The sequence below is a fragment of the Streptomyces sp. NPDC046759 genome (assembly GCF_040645475.1).
Taxonomy (GTDB): domain Bacteria; phylum Actinomycetota; class Actinomycetes; order Streptomycetales; family Streptomycetaceae; genus Streptomyces.
Map to the genome: position 1 here is coordinate 126,897 of NZ_JBEYYJ010000023.1, position 26,958 is coordinate 153,854.

Consider the following 26,958-nt stretch of genomic DNA (forward strand, 5'->3'; position numbering starts at 1 on the left):
CCGGTCGAAGGAGGCGCAGGATGAGCAGAAGTGGAGGGATCACCACCGTCGTCCTGCACGAGGGCCGCGTGGTCACGGCAGGCGTATTCGGAGAACTGGACCTGTACACAGCCGCGGGACTGGGCACCGTGCTGGCCGAGTGCCTCGATCTGCGGCCGGCGTGCCTGATCGTGGACGTGTCGGCGGTGTCGTTCTGCGACAGCTCGGGACTCAGCGCCCTGCTGCAGGCCGCAGAGGCGGCTGCGCATGCGGGGACGGACTTCGTCCTGGAGGGCCAGAAAGCACCCACACTGCTTCGGCTGCTGGCCGTGACCGGCCTGGACGCCGTGTTCGGCATCCGGCAGCAGCACGGCCCTGCCTCCCGCCCGGGCCCCGCCGCTCCCTGACCGTCGTCGGCCGGGTCCCGGAGCCTGGCGGTTCCACGCCCGGGCTCCCCACCCGGTTCGCGTCGCGGCAGCGCGGCGTGTCCGCCGCGCCACGCCTCGCGCTTCTCGCTCTCCTTCGGCGAGAAGCGCAGGGCGGGCCGTGCCCCTACGCCTTCGGGGGCCTGACGGCGATGTCGAGGTAGAAGGCGTCGATGCTGCGGACCGCCGCCTCGAAATCCTCCAGGTTCACGGGCTTGGTGACGTAGGCATTGGCGTGGTGGTGGTAGGCGCCGGTGACGTCGTCGGGCGCGGCGGACGTGGTCAGTACGACGACCGGGATGGTCCGCAGGTCGGTGTCCTCCTTGACCACGGCGAGGAACTCCCGCCCGTTCATGCGCGGCATGTTGAGGTCGAGCACGATCAGGTCGGGGCGTTCCTTTTCCGGGTCGCGCAGGTATTCCAGGGCGGCGATGCCGTCGGGGACCTGCGTGAGGTTACGGGTGCCCCGCTCGGTGAGGGCGTCCTGGATGAGCATCGCGTCGGCGACGTCGTCCTCGACCAGCAGCACGTCGTAGGGGCGGATTGCGGCGGCAGCCATGATTCACGAACTCCGGGGTGTGGGGCGATGGGTCGGGTGGTGTGTGCTGCTGGTGATCAGGCCGGGCCAGCGGCGCCGGGCTCCCTGGCGGCTCATGCTGATCGCCTGACCGATCTCGGGGTAGCCGGCCCCGCCGGCGGCCGCGGCGTGGGCCGCCAGGTTCTCCAGATACCGGACGGCCTCCTTGACGTCGGTGAGGACCCGCAGCCGTACCAGGGCCCGTCGGCGGGCGTGGTCGAGCGTGTCGGGGTGGTCGGCAGGCGATGGGAAGGTGTCCGGTTCCAGATGCCGGGCAAGCTCGTCCACCACCTGAGTCATCAGCGCGATCGTTTCTCCGGACGGGTGGGGAGGCGGAACCGAACCAGGCATGGAAGCACACTAAGGCGTTGATCGCACCGGGGACAACATGCGTTGTCGCACGCTGGGTACAGTGTGTTTGCCGTAGCTCCGTCCATGATCGGGGCCCGCAGAGGGAGAGTTGCAGACCGCGATGAAGACCGAGCCGTCCGAGACCGGGGGTGCGTTCTCCGGCTGGACCACGCGACGCTGGCTGCGCGTCGGGGTCGCCACCACCCTGGCAGTCCTGGCAGTCCTGGGGGCGCTGGGCGGCTGGGCCATGTGGCGCACCTCGCAGGTGACGGCGGACCTGGTCGACAGGCGCTCTCCCGCCCTGATGGACGCGATGCGGCTGGAGCAGGCCCTGGTCAACCAGGAGACCGGCATCCGCGGGTACGGGCTGTCGGGCCGTTCGGACTTCCTCCAGCCGTACGCGCAGGGCGTGTCCGGCGAGAGGACCGCTCTCGAACACCTGCGGCCGCTGGTGCGGGGCGACGCACGAGCCGGTGCCGACCTGGCCGACGTCGAGCGGCTGGCCGGGACCTGGCAGGAGCACATAGCCCGGCCCGTCTCGGCAGCCTCGCCCGGGAACGCCGTACGGCTCGCCACGGAACGCGCGACGCAGGGCAAGGCCGACTTCGACTCGCTGCGGCGTGCGATGACGCGTCAGCAGGCGCACCTGGAGAGCGAGCGACGGACCGCCACTCGTGAACTGCGGCACACAGTGGCCCTGCGCGACTGGATGTTCGCGGTCATCGGCGGGGTCATCGTCCTGGTGGCGGCGCTCGTCTTCGAGGGGCTGCGCCGCGGTGTCACCGGCCCGATCAGCCGGCTCGGCACGGCCACCCGGGACGTCACGCAAGGCCGTTTCGACCGCTCCCTCGAGGGTACCGGCCCGGCCGACCTGCGCCGGCTGGCCGCGGACGTGGAGTCGATGCGCCGCCGCCTGGTCGAGGAGCTGCACTTCACCGAGGAGGCCCGCAGACTGCTGGACGAGCAGGCACGGGACCTCAAGCGCTCCAACACGGAACTCGAGCAGTTCGCCTACGTGGCCTCGCACGATCTGCAGGAACCGCTGCGCAAGGTGTCCAGCTTCACCCAGCTCCTCCAACGCCGCTACGGCGGCCGACTGGACGAGAAGGCCGACCAGTACATCGCCTTCGCCGTCGACGGCGCCAACCGTATGCAGACCCTCATCAACGACCTGCTGGCCTTCTCCCGGGTCGGCCGGGTGCACAACGACCACCGGCGCGTCGATCTGGAAGTGGTGCTGAGCCAGGCCCTGGACGACCTCAGCGTGGCCGTCGAGGAGACCGGCGCCGAGATCACCCACGACCCGCTGCCCACGGTCTTCGGCGACATGACCCAACTGGGCATGCTGTGGCAGAACCTGCTGTCGAACGCGATCAAGTTCCGCAGCCCCGACAGGCCGCCGCGCATCCACATCAGCGCCGTGAGGGAGGAGGACACCTGGGAGTTCGCGGTCGGCGACAACGGCATCGGCATCGCCGCCGAGTTCCACGAGAAGGTCTTCACCATCTTCCAGCGACTGCACACCAAGGACGCCTATCCGGGCACCGGCATAGGCCTGGCCATGTGCAAGAAGGTCGTGGAGTTCCACGGCGGAAGAATCAGGATCGATCCCGACTGCTCGTCGGGCACCCGCGTCGTCCTCACGCTCCCCGCAGCCGAAGACCGACCGGTGTCCTCCCAGAAAGCGACGCGGCCGTGACCGGACCATCGGAGCGCCCCGAGGACCAGTTCCGCATCCTGCTCGTCGAGGACGACGACGGAGACGCCCTGCTCGTCGAGGAACTCCTCCACGACACCGACCTGGCGCACACCCTCACGCGCTGCCGCTCGGCAGCGGAGGCGCGAACCGCACTGGCGGTGGGCCCCGTCGACTGCGTGCTGCTCGATCTGCACCTGCCCGACGCGTCCGGCGTGGAGACGGTCCAGGCCATCCAGGCGGACACCCTTGCGGCCATCATCGTCCTGACCGGACTGGACGAACCCCGCGCGGGGGTCGACGCCCTCGCCGCAGGAGCCCAGGACTACCTGGTCAAGGGCAAGGTCGATCCCGACCTGATGCAACGCGCCGTCCGCTACGCCGTCCAGCGAAAGCAGGCCGAACGCGCCAACGCGGCCCTGCAGATCGGACGGCTGCGCGCCGAGGAGAACGCACGACTCGAGCGCGGGCTGCTGCCCGAACCCCTCCTGTCGTCGACCGCCGTCACCGCCTCCAGCCGCTACTTCCCGGGACGGGCGCAAGCCCTGCTGGGAGGTGACTTCCTCGACGTCGTCCAGACGGACGACGGACAGGTCCACGCCGTCATCGGAGACGTCAGCGGACACGGCCCCGACGCCGCTGCCCTGGGCGTGTGCCTGCGCATCGCCTGGCGCTCCCTGACGCTCGGCGGTCATCGCGACCAGCACCTGCTCCACCTGCTCGAACAGATCCACATCGCCGAGCGCGCCGTCAGCGACCTGTTCACCACCTGCACGCTCATCACCCTGGACCGGGAGGCGGCCACCCTCACCCTGCACCTGGCCGGTCACCACGCGCCCCTCCTCGCCACCTCGGAGGGAACCCGCGAGATCAGCGCGACCCACGGCATCGCCCTCGGCATCGCGCCCGGCCTGGGCAAGTGGCCCGCCACCACGCTCGCGCTGCCCGCCCGCGGCGCGCTCATCGCCTACACCGACGGCCTCATCGAGGGTTTCGCCGACGGCACCGGCGCACGCCTCGGCGTGGACGGCCTGCTCCGCATCATCGACACCATCCGCACGCCCGACCCCGGGGCCCATCTCGACCAGCTCATCGCCCGGACCCGCACCCTCAACGCCGACCGGCACACCGACGACCTCGCCGTGCTCCGCCTGGACTGGGACACCAGCACTCCCGGACACACGGCGGGCGCCTGGCGCACCGCACCCTGAACCCGGGCGGGACTCCGCGCAGACGCGCGGACGCACCGCTGGTCGCCCGGTGCTGGTCTCTTCCCCAGCCGGGCGGCCGTGCCCTGCGCATCCTGTCCTCCGCGCACCGCACCCGGCGGCGTTCATGCCCCTGCAGAGGCCGCCACGCGCTTCCCCCACGGTTCATGCATCAAGCGCATGGATCTTGTTAGGGTGCCCGCATGAGGATGACGCTCGGCGAGCGGGTGCGGGCCACCACGGCCGCGCTCATGCAGGTCACGGGGGAGTCCCAGGCGGACCTCGCCGCCGCTCTCGGCGTGAGCCAGACGCAGATCAGCCGCCGCCAGTCCGGCAGCGCGGCATGGAGCCTGAGTGACTGCGAGGCGCTTGCCGCGCACTACGGCATCGATGTTCTGGACCTGCTGGCCGGTCCCACCCGGGCGTGCGACGCTCTGGCCCCACACCGGCGGCGCGGCCCCCGCGGCACAGCCGGCCGCGACCGCACCGCATCGGCCGTACCCAGGTGGCCCCGGTACTCGCAGTGAACCCGTCGGCCACGCGGCGGTCAGCCGACGAGCGAGCCGGAACCGTCCGACCGTACGGCGCCGCGGGGTGAGAGGGCGAGCCGGGAGCCGGTGCGGCCGCAAACGGGCCGTCAGCTGCATCCGGGGCCGGCGTTCAACCGGGTCACCCAGGCTCGCGGCGCCTCCCCGCAGCGGGGTGCCGTCCGGGGCCGTTTGATTGCCGCTCAGTAGCGCTGGGCCTTGGCGAGAAACGGCGTCAGCTTCGGCTGCGGGGGCTGGTGGCTGAACGCGATGGACTGTTCCTTCTTGCCGGGCTTCAGTTTCTCCGCGCCGAGGTAGCGGGTCTCGACCACCTTCCCGGCCGCGTCCTTGAAGTCGATCTGCACGGCGTAGGAGGCCGTGCTGCCGGTCTTGTTGGTGATGGTGACCAGCGCAGCGAGCACTCCGCCGGTCTGCGCCTTGGGCATCCCCGTCATGGCGACCTCGGAGAGCGCGTTGCCCCGGCCCTTGACGTTCTTCAGTTCCTTCTGCGCGGCCGCGCTCCTGCGCGCGGTCTCGGCGTCCACCGACGCCTCGAACTCGGACGCCCGGGCGGACGCGGACGACGCCGCGGCAGAGGCGGAGGCCCGGGCCGAGCTGATCGCCGCGGACGCCGAGGAGGCCAGCGCCGACGGCGGTGTTCCGGAGAACGAGGCGGTGTCGGGTGCGCTGGAGCGCTGCGGCAGGGCGGCGCTCTGGCCGTTCCCGGAGCCGCAGCCCGTCACCCCCAGCGTGAGGAGAAGGCCGCCCAGCGCACTTGCCAGGGTGACGCGGCGCCGGGCGTTGCCGGAGCCGCCGAATCGGTTCAGGGTCATGCTGCCGTCCAGAAGGTGGAGGTCCTGGCCTTCATCGTGAGGGCCGGACGCACTGCGCGCGAGTCGGCGACCGAGCACCGACGGGACCGGCCCGCCGCCCGACGCCCTCGGGTCCCGTGGCGGGTACCTCCCGTGTCGGCCCCGGTCCCGACGACGTCAGGTGAACAGGCGGGCGAGGTCTCTCGTGTCCTCCGCGGCCATGGTGGGGGCGGTCATGGAACGCGGGTACGAGGCAGGGTCCGCGCCGCGGCGCAGCCAGGCTCCGCCAAGCCCTGCCCGTCGCGCGCCGTCGACGTCCCACGGATGGGTGGCGACCAGCATCATTTCGGCCGGACGGACGCCGGCACGCTCGGCCGCATAGCGGTAGGCCTGCGGGTGCGGTTTCCAGCGGTGCGGACCGGCCACGTCCAACAGCGCGGAGAAGCAGTCCTGTACGCCCGCCCGGGTGAGCAGCCTGCCGGTGAGCTCGGCAGTGCCGTTGGTCATCGTCACCAGCCGGTACCCGGCCGCACGCAGCCCACGGATCCCCTCGGCGACATCCGGGTGGACGTCGAGCTCCGCGAAACCGGACTCCACGTGGCCGATCGCGTCCTCCAGACGGTCCCGGCCGACTCCCTCCGCGGTCAGCAGTTGGCGCAGGCCGTCGCGGGCGACGTCCGTGAAGTCGGCGTAACCGCCGGCCGCGGTGAGGGCAAAACCGTCGCGCAGCACCGAGGCGAACCACAGCGGCATCACGTCGGCCCGGACCCCGACGGCCTCGAACCGGCGCCGCAGCGGCGTCAGATCGCTGAGCGTCCCGTTGACGTCGAAGACGAGGACGGAGGGTCGAGCTGAGGACGTGGTCATGTCTCTCCGGGCACCAACCGTACGCGGGGAACGCGGAGCACCTCGTGGCACCTGCCCGTCAGGAGGCGTCGCGGTGGCGGAAGGCGTCCAGCACCCGGTCGACGGGGCCGAGGACCGGCGCCGCGAGCTTGTTCGTGGCCTCGTTGTTGACCCAGCGGTGCGGCCGGGTCGGCGCGTAGGCCTGGGTGAGCTTGACCTCGGCGCCCAGCATGCGCAGCCGGGCAGGGCTGACGGCCTTTCCCAGTGCGGCGAACTCCTCCCGCTCCTCACGCGCGGCGTGCTGCGAGACCGTACGCCGGACCTCGTTGAGCCGCCGCAGATAGCCGGCACCGTCCGGTCCCGTACGCCACAGCGCGATCAGCAGCTCCTTGGCATGCTTCTCCTCGTCGCGGCGGCGCGCGGCCAGCATGCGCCCGTGTCGCAGGGCACGGCGCGCCACGGGGTGGACGTGCGCCTCCTCGGCGGCCTCGTGGACGGCGAGCAGGCGCATCAGCCGGTCGAAGTTGCGGCGGCGTCCCGGGCCGGGCAGGGCGGCCCGCAGGAATCCGAGCTTGATCTGCCGGTGCTGGCGGGTGAGCACGTCGACGACGTTCTCGCCGCCCAGAGCCCGCACCGCCCGCCAGGACCAAGCAGGAGCGGTCGTCGCGGCCTCGGCCGTGGCCTTCCCGGCGAGCAGGGGCCTGGTCGCCGTCTTCAGCACTGCTTGCTTGGTCAGGGTGCCCATGGTCCGTCCCTCCTCACGTGTCCCAGCGTTCCTGGGTACCCCGGTGCCGCCGCGCTCACTCGCGCGGTCCCGCCCGTCAGGTCGTAGCTCGCGATTGCGCCTTTCCCGGCGGCAGGAAACCCTGGCTGCACCAGGAGGCCAAGCGTCCGGTGGGCCGAAGGCGGGACACGATGAAGGTGTGGACGAGGAACAGGGCACGGGCGCAGGTGGTCCGGCTGGAGCTGTGCGACCTGTGCGCGGCCACCTTCGCGCAAAGCGAGGCGGTGCGTGGATATGTGCCCGACTCGTCCTCCGCCGACCCGCACAACGGCTGGTTCGACGGCCTGCGGCTCATCACGGCGTGTGGACCGGCCCACTTCGCGATCATGCAGGAGGTCTACCGCAACCGCGGGTTCGCCGACGAGGAACTCTGGGCGGCGAAGATCGCCCGTGCACTGAGCACCGGCCCGCCCGTCCTCACCCTCGTGGAGCTGGCGTGCCGGACCGGTCTCCACGAGCCGGAGATCAGACGCGCCATCGCCTGGCACAACGCACGCCTCGGGCCCCGGAAGCCGCCGTGATTCCCACGGGCACGTGCTCGGCGCGCGGCCCCGGGACCACGTCCGTGGGTCAGAGGTCGGCGACAAGGAGCCGGTAGCCGACGTCGATGGTGTCGCGCGTGAGCAGCTCGGCGTGTCGTGCGTGCCAGCGGCCGGTTGCCAGGTCGTCCGCGAGCCGGGCCAGGCCGGAGGCGATGGCGTCGTCGCCGGTCTGGGCCAGCAGCGAGATCCCCGCGCGCACCTGAGGATCGAGGTAGGCGCCGGGGCGGCGCCAGTACGCGGCGGCGAATCCGTCCACGCAGTCATGGGGGACCGGCACGGGCTCCTGGCGCGCTCCGCCGAGCAGCTCGATCAGCCGTTCTGCCGGGGTGGCGCGGGTGTCGTCGAAGGCGGCTGCCTTCGGGAGGTAGTCCCGGACCAGCCAGAACCGCTCGCGGAAGATCCGCTGGTCCCAGGTCAGGACGACGACGCGGCGGCGCGCGACCCGGCGCAGTTCGCGGATCCCGGCTGCCAGGCCGGTCCAGTGGTGGACGGTGAGCAGCGCCATCACGGCGTCGGTGGCGTCGTCACGCAGCGGCAGGTGCTCCGCGACGCCCTGAACGGCGGGAGCCGATCCGGGTGGGCGCTGGGCGATCATGACCCGGCTCGGTTCCACCGCGAGGACCGTGCGCGGCGGTTCGTAGGAGCCGGTGCCGGCTCCGACGTTGATCACGTCGGTGACGTCGCCGAGCGCTGCGTCGATCTGTGCGGCGATCCGCGGATCAGGCCGTCGGGTCCGGGCATACGTGGCGCCGAGTTCGTCGTAGGTTGCCATGCCGGTCAGTATGGGAAGCGCACGCCGGCCCGGCGCCGGTATCGCGTGATGTACCGCGTGCATCCAGCGGGTTCGGCGTCGTCCGCGGATCCGCCGGTGACGGCCCGTCGGCTGGCAGGGAGTCGTTCGGTTGCGGCTGCCCCACCCGGCGCCGTGATCGCCGTCCTGGCGTGGCGGGCGGCCCGCTCGGGGCGGGGAGGCCCGCTCGACCTCGCCTGCGGCACCGGCCGGCTCGCGTTCCCGTCGTCCGCGGCGCTGCCGCACGCGTCCGGCCGGGCCGCGGCAGCGGTCCGGCAAGGTACGGCGGCCGGTGGTCAGTAGCGCAGAGCCGTACCGACGACCGCGCGCACTTCGCCGGTCAGCTTGCGGTTGCTGCGGGCCGTACCCTCGCCGGAGGCGCCGGCGGCCACGTCCTTGACCGTCACCACGACCACGTCCAGCAGGTTGCCGCTCTTGTCGGTGAAGTTGACCTGGACGGCGAACGACTTGGCCGAATCGGCGGTGTTCTTGGCGGTCACCTTGGCCGTGGCCCGGCCGTCGCCGGCGATGGCGGCGGCACCGAGGGTCACCTCGTCCTTGGCGTTCACCCCGTTCTTGGCCTCGTCGAGCTTGCGTCTGGCCTCCGCCGAGGCCGAGGCGAGCGTGTCGGCACCGCGCGAGGCGAGGGACTCGGCGGCCGAGGCGGCCACGGAAGCCGCCTTGCTGGCGCTGCCGGACGGGCTTTTGGAACTGTTGCCGGAGCACCCGGCCACCGCGATAGCGCCCACGACCAGCACCGCGCCCGCCGCGCCCCGTGTCCAGTGCCCGTTCATACCACGACTCCCGTGACCTCGGAAACGGCCTGTTCCACTCAGTGAAGAGTGCATGGCCGGGTCCCGCACACCGAATGAGGTACCCGGGTGTCACGGGCACCCGAACGGCCCCGTCGGAGTGCCGCGCGGTCTCATGGCCGGCCGTGCGGCGCCCCTACGCGTCGCGGTCGCCTCACTTCTGCCGGGCGCAGTCGTAGAGGCGGAAACTGCCCTTGGTGCGCCAGCCGTACTTCCCGGAGCGGATCCGCGTGCAGTGGGACTTCACCCACGTGGTGGTGGGAGTGGTGGGCCGCAGGGGAGTGAGCAGAACATAGCGGAGCTGGTGCGTGGTGATCAGGGTGCCGAGTTGCGGGGCGGTGGGGAACGGCGTCTTGCCGGTGAAGCCTCCCATGACGAGCATGGGTTCGGACTGGGCGCGCAGGAGACGTTCCGCGGGGTAGGCGGCCTGGGTGGCGAGCAGGTACTTCTCGCCGTGCCGGTTCGCGACGAGGTAGTCCAGCAGGCTGATGTCGTGGGCGCTGGGCTCGTCGAGCCCGACCCGGCGCAGCGCGGACGGGTGGTGGACGGCTTTGCTGTAGGTCTTGCCGACCGGACCCGCCGTCGGCGACGTGGAGGCGCCCGCGTAGAGCGGGTCGAGGCTGGAGGCGGCCCAGCCGGCGGGGACGAGCAGCGTGGCCGCGATTCCGGCGGCCAGGGAGCCCTGCACCAGCCCTCCGGAGGCGCGTGACCCGCTGGTCCACAGGCCCGCCGCGGCGCACACCGCGAGGATCAGGGCGAGCACCAGCAGCCAGGAAGCGAACCAGGTCGGCGCGTCGAGCACCAGTGCCCACGCCACCGTCAGCACGATGGCCGCCGGCAGCAGCGTCCGCCGCCTGCCGCCTGCCTCGTACTCGGACCGCAAGAGGGCGAACCCGCCACCGGCGAGCGCGGCGATCGCCGGTGCGATCACGGCCGTGTAGTAAGGGTGGTTGCCATTGGAGATGCTGAACACCACGGCGTGCACGGCCAGCCAACCGCCCCAGAGCAGGAAACCGGCCCGCAGCAGGTCGGTTCGCGGTGCGCGGGCGCACCACACCACGCCGAGTACGGCGGCGAGCACGGCCAGCGGCAGGAACCAGGCGACCTGCGGGCCGACGGTGTGGTTGACCAGCATCCCCCAGCCGGTGTTCCCGGTGGTCCGGCTGGCGGAGGTCGCAGAAACGGCACCGAGCGCGGTGTCGTCGTCGCTGAAGCGACTGAGGCCGTTGTAGCCGAAGACCAGGCTGAACGGATTGTTGTTGGAGGTGCCGTCGACGTACGGGCGGTCCGCGGTGGGTGTCGCCCAGGCGAGCAGTGCCCACGAGCAGGAGACGGCCAGCGCGACCGCGCCGCTCAGCAGGAGGCGCAGGACCCGCCGCAAGGGCGTTCCGCTCGCCGCCAGTTGATAGACGACGGCGAAGACCGGCAGCACGAGCCATGCCTGCAGCATCTTCGCCTGGAAGGCGAGCCCCACCCATGTGCCACAGGTGATCAGCGGGAGCAGCCGTTCGGACTGCACCGCCTTCTGCAGGGCTCCGGCGGCTGCCACCAGCAGCAGCGTGAGAGCGGTGTCCGGGATGGTGGCCCTGTTGAGGACCACGGTGACCGGGGTGAAGGTGAGTATCAGCGCGGCGATCAGCGCGGCGAACGGCCCGGCCCACGCCCGTACGATCCGGTGGAGCAGCCATACGGTGAGCACGCCCTCCACGACCTGCGGCAGGGCGACCGCCCAGGCGTGCGGGCCGAAGATCCAGACGGAGATGGCCTCGGGCCAGAAGGCGCCGGGCAGCTTGTCCAGGGTGATCGAACCGCTGGTGTCGAGACCCCCGAAGAAGAAGGCCCGCCAGCTGGTGGCCATCGAGCGTATCGCCGCGCTGTAGTAAGGGTGGATCGCGGCGTGCCCCATGCCCCAGGCGTACAGCAGCGCGGCGACGACGAGCACGGTGACCAGCGCCGGGCGTTCCCAGTGCGCCGGCTCCTGCGAGTGGCCGCCGCGGCGGTGCGACGAGCGGTGGTGGCCGGAAGGGTCGGTGCTCTGGGTGGTGGGGAGGGTGGCCATGGCGGAAGGTCCTTGGATCAGTGGTCAGGCGGAGCGGCGGGTGACTGGCGGTGGGCTGCCCGGGGTCTGGGGGCACGGCGGATGCCTGCCGTCCGGCGACACGCCGTCCGGCGAACCGCCCATGGCCGTGCCGTCGGTGGCGGAAGGGCCGGGATGGGAGCTGCGGCGGACCCGGCCGTCGAGGCCCATGTGCGTGCCGCGGTGGCCAGGGGCCGGGGCCGACGACCGCGGACCGGCGCCGGCGGTGACACGGGGTCGGGCGGGGACGCCGGGAGCCGACGTGCCGGACGTCGCCGACGACGTGCCGGCGGTGCGCCGCCCCGCTGTCGTCCCGGCGCCGTCCGCTGTCGTCTCGGCGCCGATGGCGAGGCGCGCGTCTCCGGCGGGACGTCGGTGACGCTCCGCTCGGCATCGGCCGGCACCACTTCCGGCACGCGCTCGGATCGAACGTCGGCCGAGCCGGCCGTGGTGAGGGCGGTTACCACGGCCAGCGGTGCGACGAGCGAGGCGTCCGGCGGGCGCACCTCGTCGGGCAGCGGTGGGGCTGCGGGACGGAGGGTGCGGTGTGGCGCGGCGCCCGGAAAGCGGTGGGCAGGGCAGCGGATCCTCTCTCAACCGGCGACGAGCGCTCGAACGTTCGACAAGGGCACACTTTAGCCGTAGGAGATCACACAACCATCACACTGGTGTCCCCGCGTCGTCCCCGTCCCGTCCGCGCGTCGGCCCGCGGGGTACCGTCCGAACGGCTGGCTCAGGCGCACCTGAACCAGCCGTTCGAACGGCGACCGGGCTGACCTTGCCCAGGGGGCCGGGGCGTGCCGCACGCGGGGCCCGTCTCCCGGCTCCGGTCAGCGGACGAACCGGAGCCCGGGTCAGCGGACGAAGGCGATCTCCGGGTAGCTCTTGGAGGGGCCGTCCAGCAGGGTGCTGTGCTTGTGGCGCAGCTCCTGGTCGAAGAAGGCGGCGAGGTAGTCGCGCTGGACCTTGATCGCCCGGTCGGGGTCGATCGTGCCGTACTGCTGCTGCACCTGGTCCGGGGAAAGACCGAGGAGGCCCGCCACCTGCGGCACCAGCCACTCGTTGTCGCTGAACGACAGGTGCCTGGAGCCGTGGAGCTGGACGTCGACGTGGTACCCCTTCAGATGGGGCCACAGCTTGCGCCACGACGAGTCGTTGTTGCGGTTGTGCGTGCCGGAACTGAACAGCATGAACGGGCGGTTCAGGTCCTTGCCGGGCGCCGTGCCGAAGAACTGGCCGTCCAGGTTGGCGCCGGCGCCGATGCGGGGGTCGAGCTGCATGGCGGTGTCGACCGCGGCGCCGCCCAGCGACCAGCCGAACATCCCGATGTGGGACGTGTCCACGGACTTCGACAGACCGGAGGGGAGCTGGGCGTGGTCGGCGTCCGGGTTGCCGCCCTTGGCGATGGTGCCGAGCTGGTTGATCACGAAGCGGATGTCGGCGGCGCGCACGTTCAGCGTGTCCGACGAGTGCGAGCCGGCCGGCATGGCGTTGACCTCGAGCCGGTTGCCCGGGAACTGCACCTCGTTGGCGTCATGGGTGTGATCGACGGCGATCACGATGTAGCCGCGGCTGGCGAGGTCCTCGGCCAGAGCGGTGCCCATGGCGCGGTCCGAGTGGAGCCCGGTCGAGTACAGGAGCACGGGGAGCTTGCCGAGCTTCGTGTCCACCGGGGCCAGCACGTGACTGGAGGTCTGCGGCAGCGTCACCTGCTGCGGCGACAGGCCGCGCGAGTACAGGAAGTGCGCACCCGAGATGGAGGGCATCCACGGTGCCACGGCGTGCCCGGTCGTGGAGGACGCCGGGTACCAGTACGTCACCATCAACTCGCGCGCCCGGTTGCCGGCGACGTACGGGTCCGTGCGGGACTTGTCGACAAGGTGCTGGCTGAAGGTGCCGACCTTGTACGGCCCGCTCGGCGCGGGAAGCTTGAGCTGGACGGTGGCGCGGCCGCGGCTGAGCGTGGCGGCCGGGTGGGTGCCCTGGGGCAGGGCCGCGGCGTCGTTCTCGGGCGCCCAGGACGTGTTGTCCTCGTCCGGCGAGGACCCGGTGGCCGTCGGCTTGCCGGAGTCCTTCCCGGCGGCCATCGACGGCGTCACTCCGGCACCCAGAGCGACGGCGAGCACACCTGCGGTACCGACCGCTCTGGCTATGAGTCTGCGGCGCGGGCGCGGTCTGCGGTGTTGCATAAAACTCCCCTGGTGACTGCGAGCCGTTGGGCCCGGCAATGGTCAGGGGCACACCGTACCGCTGCCCGGCCCGACGGATGGCAGGACCACACGTACTTCGCGCAGAGCCGCTCCTCGGGGAGGCTGAGGCGGGCCGGATACACGCGACCAAAGCCAACGAAATGGTGCGTACGCGAGGTCGCGTCATTGCGGGCGGACACTGCGCACGTGCCGGCGCCGGACCGGCTCCAGCTCCGGGCAGGCTTCCGCCGGTGCCGGTGCCGGTGCCGGTGCCGGTGCCGGTGCTCGGTGGAGGTGGCGGTGCTCGGTGCTCGGTGTCCGTGCCGGGTTGCGGGAGCGTCACTTGCGGTCGCGCAGGAAGGCCGGGATCCCGTCGCGGGTCGGGTAGTTCGGCAGGGGCGCCGGCCTGCCCCGGAGGAACGCGGTGACGACCGCTGCGGCTCGTTCGTCATTGCCGTCCAGACCGTTCCACATGTGGTGCCCGACCCCGGGCATGTACTGCACGCGCTGAACGGCGGGATCGTCGGCGAGGACGGTGGTCTCCCACTGCCGGATCTGGGAGGAGCACTCGGCGATCATCAGCATGGCGGGCGTCTGCGAGTGCCTCAGGCGCCGGGCGAGGGACGGGGAGTTCTCCACCGTCTGCTGGACGCGGAGGCTCGCAGCCGGGCTGAACGAGAAGTTCTGTGCCGTGTCTTCGGGCGGTATGCGCTGCGCGTCGCGTGCGCAGTAGGCGGACGCGGTGTCGCTGCCGAGGTCGGCGGCGGTGAACGCGTTGTCACCTTCGGCCTGTCCGATCAGTCCGGTGCCGGGGCTGAGGAGCCCGAGTCGCATGAGGCCGAACGCCACGGCGTACCGGGGGAGGTGGGTCGACCGCGGACCGGACGGGCTCGGCGCCAGGCCGCGGGCGGACGGGCGTCCCCGGTGCCCGGCGATCCTCGAGGTGGGGCCGTCCATCGGACCGGGTTCGGCGATGACCGCCCGGTGCAGATCCGCGGCGACGGCGGGGTCGGCCAGGGCCCGGGTCAGGACGACCGCGCCGGACGAGAAGCCCAGGACGTCGACCTTGCCCTTGCCGAGACGGTGGATGAAGACGTCGAGGTCACGGACGGACCGGGAGATCGCGTACCGGTCCATGGGGAGCAGGCCGCTGCGGCCGCCGCCGGCCTGTTCGTAGGCGTAGACGTCATGGCCGCGGCGCGCCAGGAGCTGCAGGAACCGGTGGTCGAGCAGCGATATGCCGCGCACCGGACCGCCGTTGAGATACACGAGCGGGACCGGGTGCCGGGCCCCGGGGTCCGCGGGCGGGTAGTGGTACACCGCGACGCGGCTGCCCGTGGCGAGACTCCAGTGCTGTGTGCTCACGAAGGACAGGCCCGGCGGATACCGCCGGGTCGTGGGCACGGTGGGGACGCAGACCGACGCCGTCAGTGCCGCCGCTGCCACCACCGGCACGAACGGCACGAGTCGTGCCGCTCCGCTACGGCTGCGGCCCCGCCACAACGCGGCGGCGCAGGCGATTGCGAGGGCCGTCAGCCAGGCGGCGAGTCCCGAGCCGGCCCCGTCCGTCAGGACGACCAGGACGAGAAAGACGGCAGCCAGGGTCAGGACGGCGGTCAGGGCCAGGAGCAAGCGTCCGGCGAACTGGACGAGACGTAAGGCGAACGTAGGCACGGCAGGGCCTCCCAGAGTTTCAGAACGACGTTTCAAAACTACGTTATCAAACGAGGTAGGCTCCTCGTCATGGGTAGGCCCAGAACCAACGACGAGGCGGTCAAAGAGCGGCTCGTGGTGTGCGCGACCGAGATGCTGGCCACCGGCCCGCGCGAATCGGTCACGGTCCGCTCCGTGGCCGCCGCCGCCGACGCGTCGACGACGGCTGTGTACTCCCTCTTCGGCGGCAAGGACGGACTGATCGCAGCGGTCCGGGACAGAGCCGTCACCGGCCTGTTCGAGGAGCTGTCGGCGGTGCCGGGCTCGCGGGATCCCCTCGCCGACCTCTATGCCCTGGCCGTCGCCTACCGGGCATGGGGGTGCGGGCACAGGCACCTGTACGCGGTGCTGTTCGGAGGGGTGCAGTCCTTCGAGCCCTCGGACGCGGTCGGCACCCGTGACCCGGTGGGGCCACTCATCGCGGTGATCGACCGGGCCGTGACCGATTCCGTCCTCGCCGGCGAGACGACATCGATCGCTCTCTCGCTCTGGGTGACCCTGCACGGGCTCGTGACGCTGGAACTGGCCGGTGCCCTCGACACCCCAACGGCCGAAGCCGCCTTCCGGTCGACGGTCCACGCCACGCTGCGCGGCTGGACGACCCCCGCGGTGTTCCGCGAGCTCCGGCACGCCGACTCCGCGACCTGACAGGTGCGCAACCCGGCCTCGTGCGCAATCCGGCCTCGTCCCGACAGTTGACGAACATGACGGGCCAACTGCCGTCGGTGCCCGACCCCTTCACCTGCTGCGCAATCCGCTTGCGTAGCTTGCGCCAGTCTTGCGTGCATGACGCGACGACTTGCTCAGGTTGCCCAGAAGGCGGGGGTCAGCGAGGCGACAGCCAGTCGCGTCCTCAACGGCAAGCCCGGTGTGTCCGCGTCGACGCGCCAGTCCGTACTCACGGCCCTGGACGTTCTGGGCTACGAGCGGCCCACCCCACTGCGAGGAGAGCGCGCCCGACTCGTCGGTCTGGTCTCACCTGTGACGACGCCGTCGCCGTCGAGCAGGCCTGGCGCCACCTGGCCTCCCTGGGGCACGAGCGGATCGGGCTGGTCCTCGGCCCCGGCGACCACGTTCCGTCGCGGCGCAAGCTGGCCGCGGCCCGGGCGTTGGCGAAGGCCGCGGGCGGGGACCTGCCGGAGGCGTCCGTCGTGCGCTCGATGTTCTCGCTGGAGGTGGACAAGCCGCCGCCTCCCGCCTCCTGGACCGGGCAGTCACCGGCATCGTGTGCGCGAGCGACCCTCTCGCCCTCGGCGCCGTCCGTGCCATGCGCCGACGCGGCCTCTCCGTTCTCTCGGACGTCTCGGTCCTGGGGTTCGACGACTCGGCTTTCATGAACTGCACCGAGCCGCCGCTCGCTGTCCACGGTCCGTCAGCCCATCGAGGCGATGGGGCGAGCGGTGGTCGCGCTGCTCCGCGCCCAGCTGCAGGACAAGCGGTCCCACGCCGGCGAGTGCTGTTCGAGCCCGAACTGGTGCTGCGGGGCTCGACCGCACCCCCTCCGGCCGGCTGATCCCGGCCGTCGGTGCCGCGCTGCTGCGCCCGGACCTGCACATCGCCACCTGGGGCGGCATTGGCGCAAGCGCGCCCACGCGGCCGCCCGTACCGATGCCGACCTCGCTTTCTCCGCGCGCCGCGCCCGGTCGCCCTCGACGTGCCCGGTGGGCCGACACCGGGAGCCTGACGCAAGTTGGTTGCAGGCCACCACAGCGTCCTTTCGTGGCATCAGGTGCCGGTCGACGCCGGACAGTACGGCCGTCCCCGTGTCATCACAAGGGCGCCCGGGGTCGGTTCGGGCCACGGCCGGGAGCACCGCCGCACATCTATCGACGAGCTCTGTCGAACAATTACAAGAATGGCGCGATATCTTGCGCTCACCTGTACCGAGTGGTTGAGTGTGCGGCGCCCCAACAACGCACCTCGTCGCAAGCGCCCTTGCCCCGGGCCGCCCCCGACTTCGGGGCGACCTCACCGAGTTCATGCCCGAAGGGGACCACTCATGAGAAGTGCCCGGTTCCGCCGCACCCGCCGCGCCGGCGCGGTCGCCCTCGTCTCCGCGCTCACGCTGACCGCGCTGGCCGCCTGCGGCACGAGCGCGGGCGGCAACGGCTCCGGTGGATCCCAGGGAGGCGGCTCCGCCGACCCGGCCGCCCCGCTGGACCCGAAGACCAAGGTGACGCTCACGATCGACTGCATGCCTCCGACGGCGAAGGCGGCCGAACTCAAGGAGTGGAAGGAGGACGTCGCCGAGTTCAACAGGAAGTACCCCGACGTCACCATCCAGGGCCGGTCCACGCCGGGCCAGTGCGAGGAGCCCGCACGCTTCACCGCGATGCTGAAGGCCCACTCCCAACCCGATGTCTTCTACACGTACTTCACCGACCTGCAGCAGGTGCTGGACAACAACGGCGCCGCGGACATCACGGCCTATGTCGGCGACAAGACCGTCCCGCTGCTGAAGAACATCGACCCGCACGTTCTCGGCGCGCTCAAGCAGGGCGGCAAGCTCTACGGGCTGCCCACCAGCAACTACACGATGGGCCTGCTCATCAACCGCAAGCTGTTCCAGCAGGCCGGCCTCGACCCCGACAACCCGCCGCGCACCTGGGACGAGGTGCGCGCCGACGCCAAGAAGATCGCCGGTCTCGGCAACGGCATCGCCGGCTTCGGCGAGTACAGCGCGGCCAACACGGGCGGCTGGCACTTCACCGCGCAGATGTACAGCCGCGGCGGCGACATCGTGGACCCCAGCGGCAAGAAGGCGGCGTTCGACGACGACATCGGCCGGCAGGTGTTGCAGAACCTGCACGCCATGCGCTGGGACGACGACAGCATGGGCAAGACCCAGCTGCTCAAGTGGGGCGACCTGCAGAAGCAGGTCGCCACCGACAAGCTCGGCATGTTCCTCGCCGCCCCCGACGACATCGCGTACATGGTGCAGCAACTGGGCGCCAGGTACGAGAACTTCGGCATGGGCCCGATACCCGGCGAGAAGGCCACCCTGGCCGGCGGCAACGACTACATGATCAAGAAGGGGATCTCACCGGACAAGATCAAGGCCGCGATCGCCTGGCTGAACTTCAAGACCCTCACCGTCGGCAAGGGCCAGTTCGACTGGGCACGCACCAAGTCCGACGACCTCCCGGTCGGCGTGCCGCAGCCCAACTTCTGGCTCGGCGAGTCGAAGACGAAGGACGACGCCGCACGCAAGGCGAACGCCACCATGCCCGTCGAGAACTTCAGGTCCTTCATGGACGACCCGGTGCCCGGCAAGGCGGAGCCGCCGAAGGCCCAGGAGATCTACAAGGTCCTCGACGACGTGATGTCCGGCGTCCTGACCAACGAGAACGCCGACATCGGCAAGCTGCTCTCCACGGCCGCGGCACAGGTGAACGAGGTCCTGGCCAACCAGTGACCGGCCCCGGTGGGGCGGCGCCAGGACCCGCCCCACCGGTGGCACCGCGTCCGGACCCGCCAAGCCCCGAGGACCCCGTGACCGACGGCGGCCCTCGCGCCCACCCGCAGCCCAGCCCCGAGGAGAGACGATGGCGGTCCCCAGCCTGATCCCCGGCACGGCGGACACCGCCCGCCCATCACGCCCGCCCACCACGGCTTCCACGTCACCCGGCGGACGGTTCGCCAGGGAGCTCAGGCGCAATCTCACCGCACACGGCTTCCTCATCGGCGCCGTCGGCTGCTTCGCGGTGTTCTCCTGGTCTCCGATGATCAGGGAGTTCCTGCTCGCCTTCCAGAAGACCGAGAACGGCAAGGTCACCTGGGTCGGCCTGCACAACCTGAAAACCGTCTACCACGACCCCGCCTTCTGGCAGGCCTGGCGCAACACGCTCCTGTTCACCGTGCTCGCGCTGGTCCTCGGCTTCGCGGTCCCGTTCGTCGCCGCGGTCGTCATCAACGAGTTCCGCCACGGCCAGGGCTATCTGCGGCTGCTCGTCTACCTGCCGGTGATGCTCCCGCCCGTCGCCTCGGTGCTGCTCTTCAAGTACCTCTACGATCCCGGGTACGGTCTGCTCAACGAGGTCCTCCACGTCCTGCACCTGCCCGAGCAGCAGTGGCTGCAGGACCCGGACCTGTCGATGCTGTGCGTGGTCATCGCGTCGACCTGGATGAACATGGGCGGCGCCACCCTGATCTACCTCGCCGCGCTCCAGGGCATCCCCGGCGAACTGTACGAGGCGGCCGAACTGGACGGTGCCGGCCTGTTCCGCAAGATCTGGCACGTCACCGTTCCGCAGACCCGTCTGGTCCTTTCGCTGATGATGCTGATGCAGGTCATCGCGACGATGCAGGTCTTCGTCGAACCCTTCCTGCTCACCGGCGGGGCCGGCCCCGAGGGTTCGACCACCACGGTCGTGTACCTCGTCTACCAGTACGCCTTCAACTTCGACAACTACGGTGCCGCGGCGGCTCTCGGCCTGCTGCTGCTCGTGCTCCTCGCCGGATTCTCGGCGGCGTACGTGAAGCTCAGCCGCACCGACGACCAGTAGCCCGGGAGAGACCGGCATGTCCACACGCACACTCATCTCACCGGGGCAGCTCGCGCGGCCCCGTGGCAAGGTCCTCTACTGGATCGTCTTCGCCGTGGTCGTGGCGGCATTCACCCTGGTGTTCCTCGGCCCGTTGTACTGGATGGCGTCCAGCGGTGTGAAGAACGCGCAGGAGGCGGTCCGGACACCGCCGACCCTGGTGCCGAAGTCCTTCGCACCGGGCAACTACACACGGGCCTGGGACGTCATGGACCTGTCCAGGCTGCTCCTCAACACCCTGTTCTACGCGTTCGGCGCGCTGGCGTTCCAGCTGGTACTCGACGTCGCCGCCGCGTACTCGCTGTCCAAGCTCCGCCCGATCCTGGGCAAGGCCATCCTCGCCATGATGCTCGCCACGCTGATGATCCCGGCCACCGTCCTGGTCGTCCCCCAGTACCTGACCGTCCTGGACGTACCGGTCGTGCACCGCAACCTGCTGAACACGCCGTGGGCGATCTGGCTGCCGTCCGTCACCAACGCCTTCAACATCTTCCTGCTCAAACGGTTCTTCGACTCCGTCCCCAAGGAACTCCTGGACGCGGCCGCCATGGACGGCGCCTCCCCGACGCGCACCCTGTGGTCGATCGTGCTGCCGATCTCCCGGCCGATCCTCGCAGTCGTGTCGGTCTTCGCGGTCGTCGGAGTCTGGAAGGACTTCCTCTGGCCCATGCTCACCCTGCCGGACCCGACCGAGCAGACCCTCAACGTGGGCATCTACTCCCTGTCCAGCGGTGTCCCCGTCAACGTCCTCATCGCCGCGCTGACGATCGCCTCCCTGCCGACGCTGCTCATCTTCCTGGTCTTCCAGCGGAACATCATGAGCGGTCTCACCGCCGGCGGGCTCAAGGGCTGACCGGGCGCACTCGCCCGGCCTCCCCGGTCCCCTCTCCGCCCGAACAAGAAGCCTTCGCCGCCGGCCCGTCCGACGCCCCGCTGCTCCGGGCCGGCGGCGGAGATCCCCGTGCCCGAAAGGACCGCCACGTGGCAGACCCTCACTCGTCCCGCACCGACGAATGGTGGCGCGACGCCGTCATCTACCAGGTGTATCCGCGCAGCTTCGCCGACGGCGACGGCGACGGCACCGGGGACCTCGCGGGAGTCCGGGCGAGACTGGCCTACCTCGCGCAACTCGGCGTCGACGCCGTCTGGTTCACCCCCTGGTACGCCTCCCCGCTGGTGGACGGCGGCTACGACGTCTCCGACTACCGCACCATAGACCCCGCCTTCGGCACGCTCGCCGAGGCCGAGAAGCTCATCGAGGAGGCCGCGGAGCTCGGCATCCGGGTCATCGTCGACATCGTCCCCAACCACGTCTCCGACCGGCATCCCTGGTTCCGGGCCGCGCTGCAGGCCGGACCGGGCAGCCCCGAACGGGAACTGTTCCACTTCCGGCCCGGCCGCGGAGAGGACGGGGAACTGCCGCCGAACGACTGGCCGTCACAGTTCGCCGGGCCCACCTGGACCCAGGTGCCCGACGGCGAGTGGTACCTGCACCTCTTCACCCCGCAGCAGCCCGACCTGAACTGGGCCCATCCGGCCGTCCGCCAGGAGCACGAGGACATCCTGCGCTTCTGGTTCCGGCGAGGAGTCGCGGGCGTCCGCATCGACTCCGCCGCCCTGCTCGTCAAGGACCCCGCGCTCGCCGACTTCACCGAGGGGGTGGACCCCCACCCGTACGTCGACCAGGACGGACTGCACGACGTCTACCGCTCCTGGCGGTCGATCGCCGACGAGTACGGGGCGGTGTTCGTCGGCGAGGTCTGGCTTCCGGACGCCGAGCGTTTCGCCCGCTACCTGCGCCCCGACGAACTCCACACCGCCTTCAACTTCAACTTCCTCACCTGCCCCTGGGAGCCGGACCGGCTGCGCCGCGCCATCGACGGCACCCTGGCCGAGCACGCCCCCGTCGGCGCCCCCGCCACCTGGGTGCTCTGCAACCACGACGTCACCCGGACCGTCACCCGCTACGGCCGCACCGACACCTCCTTCGACTTCGCCACGAAGACCTTCGGCACCCTCACCGATCTGCGGCTGGGCACCCGGCGCGCCCGCGCCGCCGCCCTGTTGACCCTCGCCCTGCCCGGATCCGTCTACGTGTACCAGGGAGAGGAACTCGGCCTGCCCGAGGCCGACGTTCCCCGGGAGCGCATCCAGGACCCCATGCACTTCCGCTCCGGAGGCACCGACCCCGGACGGGACGGCTGCCGCATCCCGCTGCCCTGGACGGCCGACGCCCCCTGGTACGGCTTCGGCGCGGGCGCCGAGCCCTGGCTGCCCCAGCCCGAGGGCTGGGACGCGTTCGCCGTCGACCGGCAGATCACCGATCCGCAGTCGATGCTCACGCTGTACCGGCAGGCACTGCTGCTGCGCCGTGCGGTTCCGGGCTTCGGCGACGGGCCGATGTCCTGGCTGCCGGCCGGCAACGGTGTGCTCGCCTTCACCCGCCCGCACGGGCTGGTGTGCGTGGTCAACCTCTCGGACCACCCCGTCCAACTCCCGCGGCACGAGCGCCTGCTGCTGAGCAGCGACCCGCTCGACACCACCGGTCTGCTCCCGCGCGACACGGCGGCGTGGCTGGGAACCTGATCCGACCACCACCCCCACCTCTCCCACGCCACGCACCGGCGCACGCGGAACGGAACATCGTCGGAAGCCGGGGCGATGCGCGGGTTCGGTCGGCCCTCGCACGATGCGGATGCGCGCCGGAGCCCGGCCGGGCGCCGCGTCCGTACCACTGCCGGATAGCGTGGGGCCGTGGAGTTCAACACGCGTACGAGAAGGTGGAGCCGCACTGTCGCTGCCCTGGTGATGGCGCTGCTCGGGGTGGGCATCCTTGCCGCGAACGTCGTCGAGGTGGTCCAGGGTGACGACCGGATTTCCGAACTGCGCACACACGGGCGCCAGGTTCCCGGCGACGCCTACGTCCTCCACGCGTGCTCGACCGGTCGAGGCGCCGGGTGTTCCACGAGTGCGGTGTGGCTCAGTTTCCACGACGCCGAGGGACTTCCGGAGTTCGCCGACGAGCCCCGCTTGGCCCACACCCTCTACGTACCGAGCGGACCGAGGGACGACGAGGGGCACATCCACACCACCGTGGTCTACGACCCCGCCGACCCGGAGGACGCACAGGCGGCCGGCGTACTGCACTGGAACGCATGGAACCTGATCCAGCACCGGTGGTTCGCCTTCACCATCGGCGCGGTGCTGGCCGTGGCCGGCTCAGCGGCGCTCGCCACCGACCGACTCCCCGCCTGACCGCACCCCACTCCCCTCTCGGACGCAACCGTCGGGTCCGCAGTACGGGCATGGAAAGCGATTCCACGTCGTTGCGGGCCGGTCTCGGCTCGCCTTCGTACAATCCGTGACCAGCGAAATACCCTCCCCCCGATCCGATAGCATGATCGAACTTGCGGCGAGCGCCCTCGTCGTCCGTCCTTCACCGGGAAACCATGCTGTCCGGCACGAAGGGTGCCCTGTTCAACCAACATCCAAAAAGTCGGCCAAACAATTGATAGCTAGAGCATCGCGGGTGTTCTCGCGAATAAACGACAGAATTACCGTCGCCGCGTGGCGTCAGCCACGGGTGATGCTGTGGGCCGCGGCGGGTGTGGCGACGCTCGGATTCCTCGTCGTGCTGGAGATCGCCGCGCGTCACTACGGCCTGCCGGGGCCGATCACCAACCAGGCGCGCGAGGTGATATTTCCCCCGAAATCAGGTTTTCTGTTGTACGCCAGTATGGCGCTGATGATGGTGGTGCTCACCTGGCGGCAACGGTTTCTCGCGGCCGCTTTCGCCATCGGTATCGACGTCGTCCTCTTTCTGGTGCGGTGGACGCTCGGGATCAAGGTGACCGAGGGCCACCCCTTCGGCAACGGTGCGCTCTGGGTGGTGGTGGGTTGTGCGGTCCTCGCCGTCGCCCGCCGCACCGGCCCGGAACGTGTCCTGTTGCTCAAGGGCGTCGGGCTGGCCCTGCTGCTGGTCACCGGCCGTAAGACGGGAGACACCTGGCTGCTCGTCACGTCGAAGGCACGCCCGGCCGTGCTCGACCAGTACGTGGCCACCGCCGATCACGCGCTGGGTGACCCGTCGTGGCTGGCGGGCCAGGTGGTGAGAGCCACCGGTCCGATCGGCGCCCACGTTCTCGACTACGTCTACATCCAGCTTGCCGTGGCCGCGGTCGTCGTCGCGGTGTACCAGCTGCGTCACGTGGCGGTGGAACGCCGGTTCCCGCGCCATCATCTGGTGCGCACCTTTTTGGTGATCGGCCTCGTCGGACCCGCCATCTACATGATCTTCCCGGTGGTGGGGCCGGTCTTCGCCTACGGCGCCGACGGTGCGCACTGGGCCGTGGGCAACCTCTGGCCGACTACGACGCCGCCGGTCGGCACTCCGCACCCGATGCTGTTCGACGAGGTCACGCCGCGCAACTGCATGCCGAGCCTGCACACGGCGTGGGCCACCGCGATTTTCATCCATTCCCGCAAGGGCCCACGGATCCTGCGGTTCGCAGGTACGTTCTGGCTGTGTGCCACGCTGGGCGCGACGCTGGGATTCGGCTACCACTACGGCACGGATCTCGTGGCCGGTGTGGTGTTCGCGCTGACGGTCGAGGCGGCACTGCGGTCGTCCGAACGTGGCTGGGACCGGGCGGGAATTCGACTGGTGGTCCATGGCGCGACAGTCTTCGCTGCGCTCTTGGTGGCGTATCGCTGTCTGCCGGTGAAGATGGCCGAACACCCGCTGGTGTTCGGGCCCCTACTCATTCTGGTGATGGGCTCGGTGATCCTCGGCTACGTACGGACCACCAAACTGTGGGAGCCGATGGCGGCCGGAGTGCGGCGCCCGGAACCACAACCCGAACCGGTTTGAGCCGAGTCGCATCAGGCGCGGAAAAGCCGCCGCGGCCCCGGCCGCGGTCAGCGACCCATCAGGGCGAAGACGCCCCAGCCCAGATACTCGCGTTCATAGCGCGCCTAGCGGAGGGGATCGGTGGAGAGCTCGTCCCACAGCGGGGGGCGAGGTCGTCGTCGGGATTGCTGTCGAGCCAACGGCGGATACTGAGCCACTGTGCGGCGCGGTAGCGGTCCCAGCTGTCCTGGTCGGCGAGGACCATCTCGACCACGTCGTAGCCCAGTGAGCCGAACTGCTCGATCAGCCCGGCCAGCGGGAGGAAGTCCTCCCGACTGCCGGCACGGCAGGCTTCGACGACGTCCTGTCTCCGCGGCTCGCGCCGCCAGTACGGCTCGCCGATCAGGATCGTCCCGCCCGGTCGGAGACTGCCCTGCAGCAGGCGGACCGGGCCGGGGACACCGTACGATGTCCACCCCGGTCCCGGTGATCTGGTGGTCACGGGCCCAGGTGCACAGCATCTCACCCGAGCCACCGGCCAGATCGAGCACGCGCGCTGCGCGCTCCAGTCCGAGCGCCCGGCCGAGGACGGCCAGCTTCTCGCTGGTGAAAGGGTCGTGGATGCGGTGGCTGCTCTCGTGGATGGTGAAAATACGCGGGAGACCCACTGTGCGCATTCCTTCGCTCGGAAGAAGCCGGGGCGGGTGCTCGCGGTTTTCCGGGAGTCGGCCCACTCCCATCCCATGTCGTCGACGACGACGGGCGAGTGGGCCAGCGCGGTGTCGGTGTCGCGGCAGAGGCGCGCAAGGTCCATCGACCGGGGCTCGCCGACATCGAGCCGCAACACCCCGGCTTCGTCCGGTGTCCACACCCCGCGTTCAGGGGTCTTGAAGTAGTAGGCGTCGCTGTGGAACACGTGTGCGGGGGTACGGGGCGCCGTGGCCGCCAGCGCGGCAGCCAGTGTCGTCTTGCCCGCTCCGGCTCCACCGGTCAACGTCACCAGCACGTGGTGTCCCCTCCGCCTCGTGTGACGGCCCGAGGATCGCACAGAGCCTGGGCGGTTCACGCTGCGGCCGCTCTGCTCGCGTGCGGTGGGCTGGTCGTGGATGGGTGGCGGTGGGCTGGTTCGAGCCGCGGCGCCGAGGGGGCAGGGACGGGTTCGGGACGTCGTCACCCACGAGTTCCCCGTGAGCGAGACCGGGATGAGACGGACGATGGTGTGGGGCCCGCCCGCCCGATCGCCGCCCTGGCAAGATAGCGGCATGGAACGTGTGCTCGGAATCGGTGGATATTTCCTGCGGGCCTCCGACCCGGCGGCCCTCACTGCGTGGTACCGCGATTGTCTGGGTCTGGACGCCGATGAGAACGGACTGTGGCGTCAGGGAGCCGGGGCGACGGTCTTCGCGACGTTCGAGTCCGAGACCGACTACTTCGGGTCCCGCGGGCAGCAGACCATGCTCAGCTTCCGGGTCCGCGACCTCGACGCGATGCTTGCGCAATTGCGCGCCAAGGGGGCGGACGTGGCCGAGGGAACGCAGGACATGGAGGGCGTCGGCCGATTCGGTTGGGTCACCGATCCCGAGGGCAATCGGGTCGAGTTGTGGCAGCCGGCGTGACCGGTCGTCGGGTCGGCGTGACGTGAGGGCTGCCCCCTTGGTGGTCTCGGTGTGAACCTCGGTCGGGACCGGGCGGCCATGTCCCATCACGCCCGCCGCGGGCGGTCACGGGAACGTCGTGGCGCCGAGCCGGGGACGTGACGCGAGCTTCTGATCACTGTGGCCCACCTGCGACCCGGTTCGACCTCGGCCAGGGCCTGCTGGCAGTGGTCGCCGTCGCCGTCGCCGGCGTCGTGTTGCGTCGTCGTCTTGCGGATGGTGGGAGGCATCGCGGCGGGCCGGGCGGACTGTCTGGCTGCGCGGTCGGGATGGGTGGTGGGCGTCGTCCGGGCCGCTGGGATCTGGGGGTGACTGCGGGCTCTTCCGGCCTGTCGGGGGTGATGGTGCCCACGAGAGCGGGATCACATCCTAAAGAGGGCCGTACCCCCTGGATGCCTCTGAACAGGACAGACGGCCCGGTATTCCATCATTTCGGACATTCATCCGTAAGTGGGTAGTACGTCACATCGTTGCGCCCCGCCCCCGTCACCGCTAACCATGGCTGTCGTCGCTGGGAGCCGCCACCACGGACCGAGCGCAACCCCCCGAGGTCTGTCCGCCTGACGCGTGCAGCCGAACGCC

Annotated in this window: 24 protein-coding genes and 2 pseudogenes; 15 read left to right on the top strand and 11 right to left on the bottom strand. The window is 70.7% G+C overall.

Annotated features, from left to right (window positions below; genetic code table 11):
- Positions 1 to 20: 20 nt before the first annotated feature.
- Positions 21 to 386 (top strand): STAS domain-containing protein, encoded by a 366-nt coding sequence (locus ABZ919_RS28315; protein ID WP_361253114.1) that lies wholly within the window; start codon positions 21 to 23, stop codon positions 384 to 386.
- Between the two features lie 145 nt (positions 387 to 531).
- On the opposite strand, the gene ABZ919_RS28320 is transcribed toward ABZ919_RS28315, so the two are convergent.
- Complete coding sequence (locus ABZ919_RS28320) at positions 532 to 963, bottom strand: response regulator (RefSeq protein ID WP_361253116.1); 432 nt, start codon at positions 961 to 963, stop codon at positions 532 to 534.
- 3 nt (positions 964 to 966) lie between these two features.
- Positions 967 to 1,281, bottom strand: coding sequence for a hypothetical protein (locus ABZ919_RS28325; RefSeq protein ID WP_361253118.1), 315 nt, complete (start codon positions 1,279 to 1,281; stop codon positions 967 to 969).
- A gap of 172 nt (positions 1,282 to 1,453) precedes the next feature.
- Here ABZ919_RS28325 and ABZ919_RS28330 point away from each other — a divergent pair, with 172 nt between their 5' ends.
- From ABZ919_RS28330 to ABZ919_RS28340, 3 genes are all read left to right on the top strand, one after another.
- Positions 1,454 to 3,031 carry an ATP-binding protein gene (locus ABZ919_RS28330; protein ID WP_361253119.1) on the top strand — a complete coding sequence of 526 codons (1,578 nt, stop codon included), beginning with the start codon at positions 1,454 to 1,456 and terminating at the stop codon, positions 3,029 to 3,031.
- On the top strand, positions 3,028 to 4,239 hold the full coding sequence (locus ABZ919_RS28335; RefSeq protein WP_361253121.1) for a fused response regulator/phosphatase: 1,212 nt from the start codon (positions 3,028 to 3,030) through the stop codon (positions 4,237 to 4,239). The genes ABZ919_RS28330 and ABZ919_RS28335 overlap by 4 nt, the downstream gene beginning before the upstream one ends.
- A 200-nt stretch (positions 4,240 to 4,439) precedes the next feature.
- Positions 4,440 to 4,763, top strand: a complete 324-nt coding sequence (locus ABZ919_RS28340) for a helix-turn-helix transcriptional regulator (protein WP_361253123.1) — start codon at positions 4,440 to 4,442, stop codon at positions 4,761 to 4,763.
- Positions 4,764 to 4,966: 203 nt separating this feature from the next.
- Here the strand turns inward: ABZ919_RS28340 and ABZ919_RS28345 are convergent, their stop codons facing one another.
- From ABZ919_RS28345 to ABZ919_RS28355, 3 genes are all read right to left on the bottom strand, one after another.
- On the bottom strand, positions 4,967 to 5,596 hold the full coding sequence (locus ABZ919_RS28345) for a hypothetical protein (RefSeq protein WP_361253125.1): 630 nt from the start codon (positions 5,594 to 5,596) through the stop codon (positions 4,967 to 4,969).
- Between the two features lie 156 nt (positions 5,597 to 5,752).
- Positions 5,753 to 6,442 (bottom strand): haloacid dehalogenase type II, encoded by a 690-nt coding sequence (locus tag ABZ919_RS28350; RefSeq protein WP_361253127.1) that lies wholly within the window; start codon positions 6,440 to 6,442, stop codon positions 5,753 to 5,755.
- 58 nt (positions 6,443 to 6,500) lie between these two features.
- Entirely contained in the window at positions 6,501 to 7,166 is a 666-nt protein-coding gene (locus ABZ919_RS28355; protein ID WP_361253129.1) for a hemerythrin domain-containing protein, read from the bottom strand.
- Positions 7,167 to 7,336: 170 nt separating this feature from the next.
- Here ABZ919_RS28355 and ABZ919_RS28360 point away from each other — a divergent pair, with 170 nt between their 5' ends.
- Positions 7,337 to 7,726 (top strand): hypothetical protein, encoded by a 390-nt coding sequence (locus ABZ919_RS28360; RefSeq protein ID WP_361253130.1) that lies wholly within the window; start codon positions 7,337 to 7,339, stop codon positions 7,724 to 7,726.
- Between the two features lie 49 nt (positions 7,727 to 7,775).
- On the opposite strand, the gene ABZ919_RS28365 is transcribed toward ABZ919_RS28360, so the two are convergent.
- The 5 genes from ABZ919_RS28365 to ABZ919_RS28385 form a co-directional block, all read right to left on the bottom strand.
- Complete coding sequence (locus ABZ919_RS28365; RefSeq protein ID WP_361253132.1) at positions 7,776 to 8,519, bottom strand: methyltransferase domain-containing protein; 744 nt, start codon at positions 8,517 to 8,519, stop codon at positions 7,776 to 7,778.
- Between the two features lie 314 nt (positions 8,520 to 8,833).
- Complete coding sequence (locus ABZ919_RS28370) at positions 8,834 to 9,331, bottom strand: hypothetical protein (protein ID WP_361253134.1); 498 nt, start codon at positions 9,329 to 9,331, stop codon at positions 8,834 to 8,836.
- Between the two features lie 172 nt (positions 9,332 to 9,503).
- On the bottom strand, positions 9,504 to 11,408 hold the full coding sequence (locus ABZ919_RS28375; RefSeq protein ID WP_361253136.1) for a glycosyltransferase family 39 protein: 1,905 nt from the start codon (positions 11,406 to 11,408) through the stop codon (positions 9,504 to 9,506).
- Positions 11,409 to 12,280: 872 nt separating this feature from the next.
- Positions 12,281 to 13,615 (bottom strand): hydrolase, encoded by a 1,335-nt coding sequence (locus tag ABZ919_RS28380; protein WP_361253138.1) that lies wholly within the window; start codon positions 13,613 to 13,615, stop codon positions 12,281 to 12,283.
- 339 nt (positions 13,616 to 13,954) lie between these two features.
- Positions 13,955 to 15,289: an alpha/beta hydrolase gene (locus tag ABZ919_RS28385; protein WP_361253140.1), complete on the bottom strand. Its 1,335-nt coding sequence runs from the start codon at positions 15,287 to 15,289 to the stop codon at positions 13,955 to 13,957.
- Between the two features lie 69 nt (positions 15,290 to 15,358).
- Here ABZ919_RS28385 and ABZ919_RS28390 point away from each other — a divergent pair, with 69 nt between their 5' ends.
- From ABZ919_RS28390 to ABZ919_RS28430, 9 genes and pseudogenes are all read left to right on the top strand, one after another.
- Positions 15,359 to 15,976, top strand: coding sequence for a TetR-like C-terminal domain-containing protein (locus ABZ919_RS28390; RefSeq protein WP_361253142.1), 618 nt, complete (start codon positions 15,359 to 15,361; stop codon positions 15,974 to 15,976).
- Positions 15,977 to 16,114: 138 nt separating this feature from the next.
- Positions 16,115 to 16,195, top strand: a pseudogene (locus tag ABZ919_RS28395) (LacI family DNA-binding transcriptional regulator); the annotation flags it as partial.
- Positions 16,196 to 16,553: 358 nt separating this feature from the next.
- A complete protein-coding gene (locus ABZ919_RS28400) occupies positions 16,554 to 16,841 on the top strand; it encodes a substrate-binding domain-containing protein (protein WP_361253144.1) in 288 nt (95 codons plus the stop codon).
- Positions 16,842 to 17,327: 486 nt separating this feature from the next.
- Positions 17,328 to 18,743, top strand: coding sequence for an extracellular solute-binding protein (locus ABZ919_RS28405; protein ID WP_361253145.1), 1,416 nt, complete (start codon positions 17,328 to 17,330; stop codon positions 18,741 to 18,743).
- Positions 18,744 to 18,873: 130 nt separating this feature from the next.
- A complete protein-coding gene (locus tag ABZ919_RS28410; protein WP_361253147.1) occupies positions 18,874 to 19,833 on the top strand; it encodes a sugar ABC transporter permease in 960 nt (319 codons plus the stop codon).
- 16 nt (positions 19,834 to 19,849) lie between these two features.
- Positions 19,850 to 20,725 carry a carbohydrate ABC transporter permease gene (locus ABZ919_RS28415; RefSeq protein ID WP_361253149.1) on the top strand — a complete coding sequence of 292 codons (876 nt, stop codon included), beginning with the start codon at positions 19,850 to 19,852 and terminating at the stop codon, positions 20,723 to 20,725.
- 128 nt (positions 20,726 to 20,853) lie between these two features.
- Entirely contained in the window at positions 20,854 to 22,458 is a 1,605-nt protein-coding gene (locus ABZ919_RS28420; RefSeq protein WP_361253151.1) for an alpha-amylase family glycosyl hydrolase, read from the top strand.
- A gap of 168 nt (positions 22,459 to 22,626) precedes the next feature.
- The gene (locus ABZ919_RS28425) at positions 22,627 to 23,127 is read left to right on the top strand and encodes a DUF3592 domain-containing protein (RefSeq protein WP_361253152.1); all 501 of its coding nucleotides are present in this window, start codon (positions 22,627 to 22,629) and stop codon (positions 23,125 to 23,127) included.
- A gap of 331 nt (positions 23,128 to 23,458) precedes the next feature.
- Positions 23,459 to 24,742, top strand: a complete 1,284-nt coding sequence (locus ABZ919_RS28430) for a phosphatase PAP2 family protein (protein ID WP_361253163.1) — start codon at positions 23,459 to 23,461, stop codon at positions 24,740 to 24,742.
- Positions 24,743 to 24,846: 104 nt separating this feature from the next.
- Here the strand turns inward: ABZ919_RS28430 and ABZ919_RS28435 are convergent.
- Positions 24,847 to 25,389 (bottom strand): annotated as a pseudogene (locus ABZ919_RS28435) (SAM-dependent methyltransferase).
- A gap of 594 nt (positions 25,390 to 25,983) precedes the next feature.
- Here ABZ919_RS28435 and ABZ919_RS28440 point away from each other — a divergent pair.
- Complete coding sequence (locus tag ABZ919_RS28440; protein WP_361253154.1) at positions 25,984 to 26,337, top strand: VOC family protein; 354 nt, start codon at positions 25,984 to 25,986, stop codon at positions 26,335 to 26,337.
- The last annotated feature ends 621 nt before the right edge of the window (positions 26,338 to 26,958 follow it).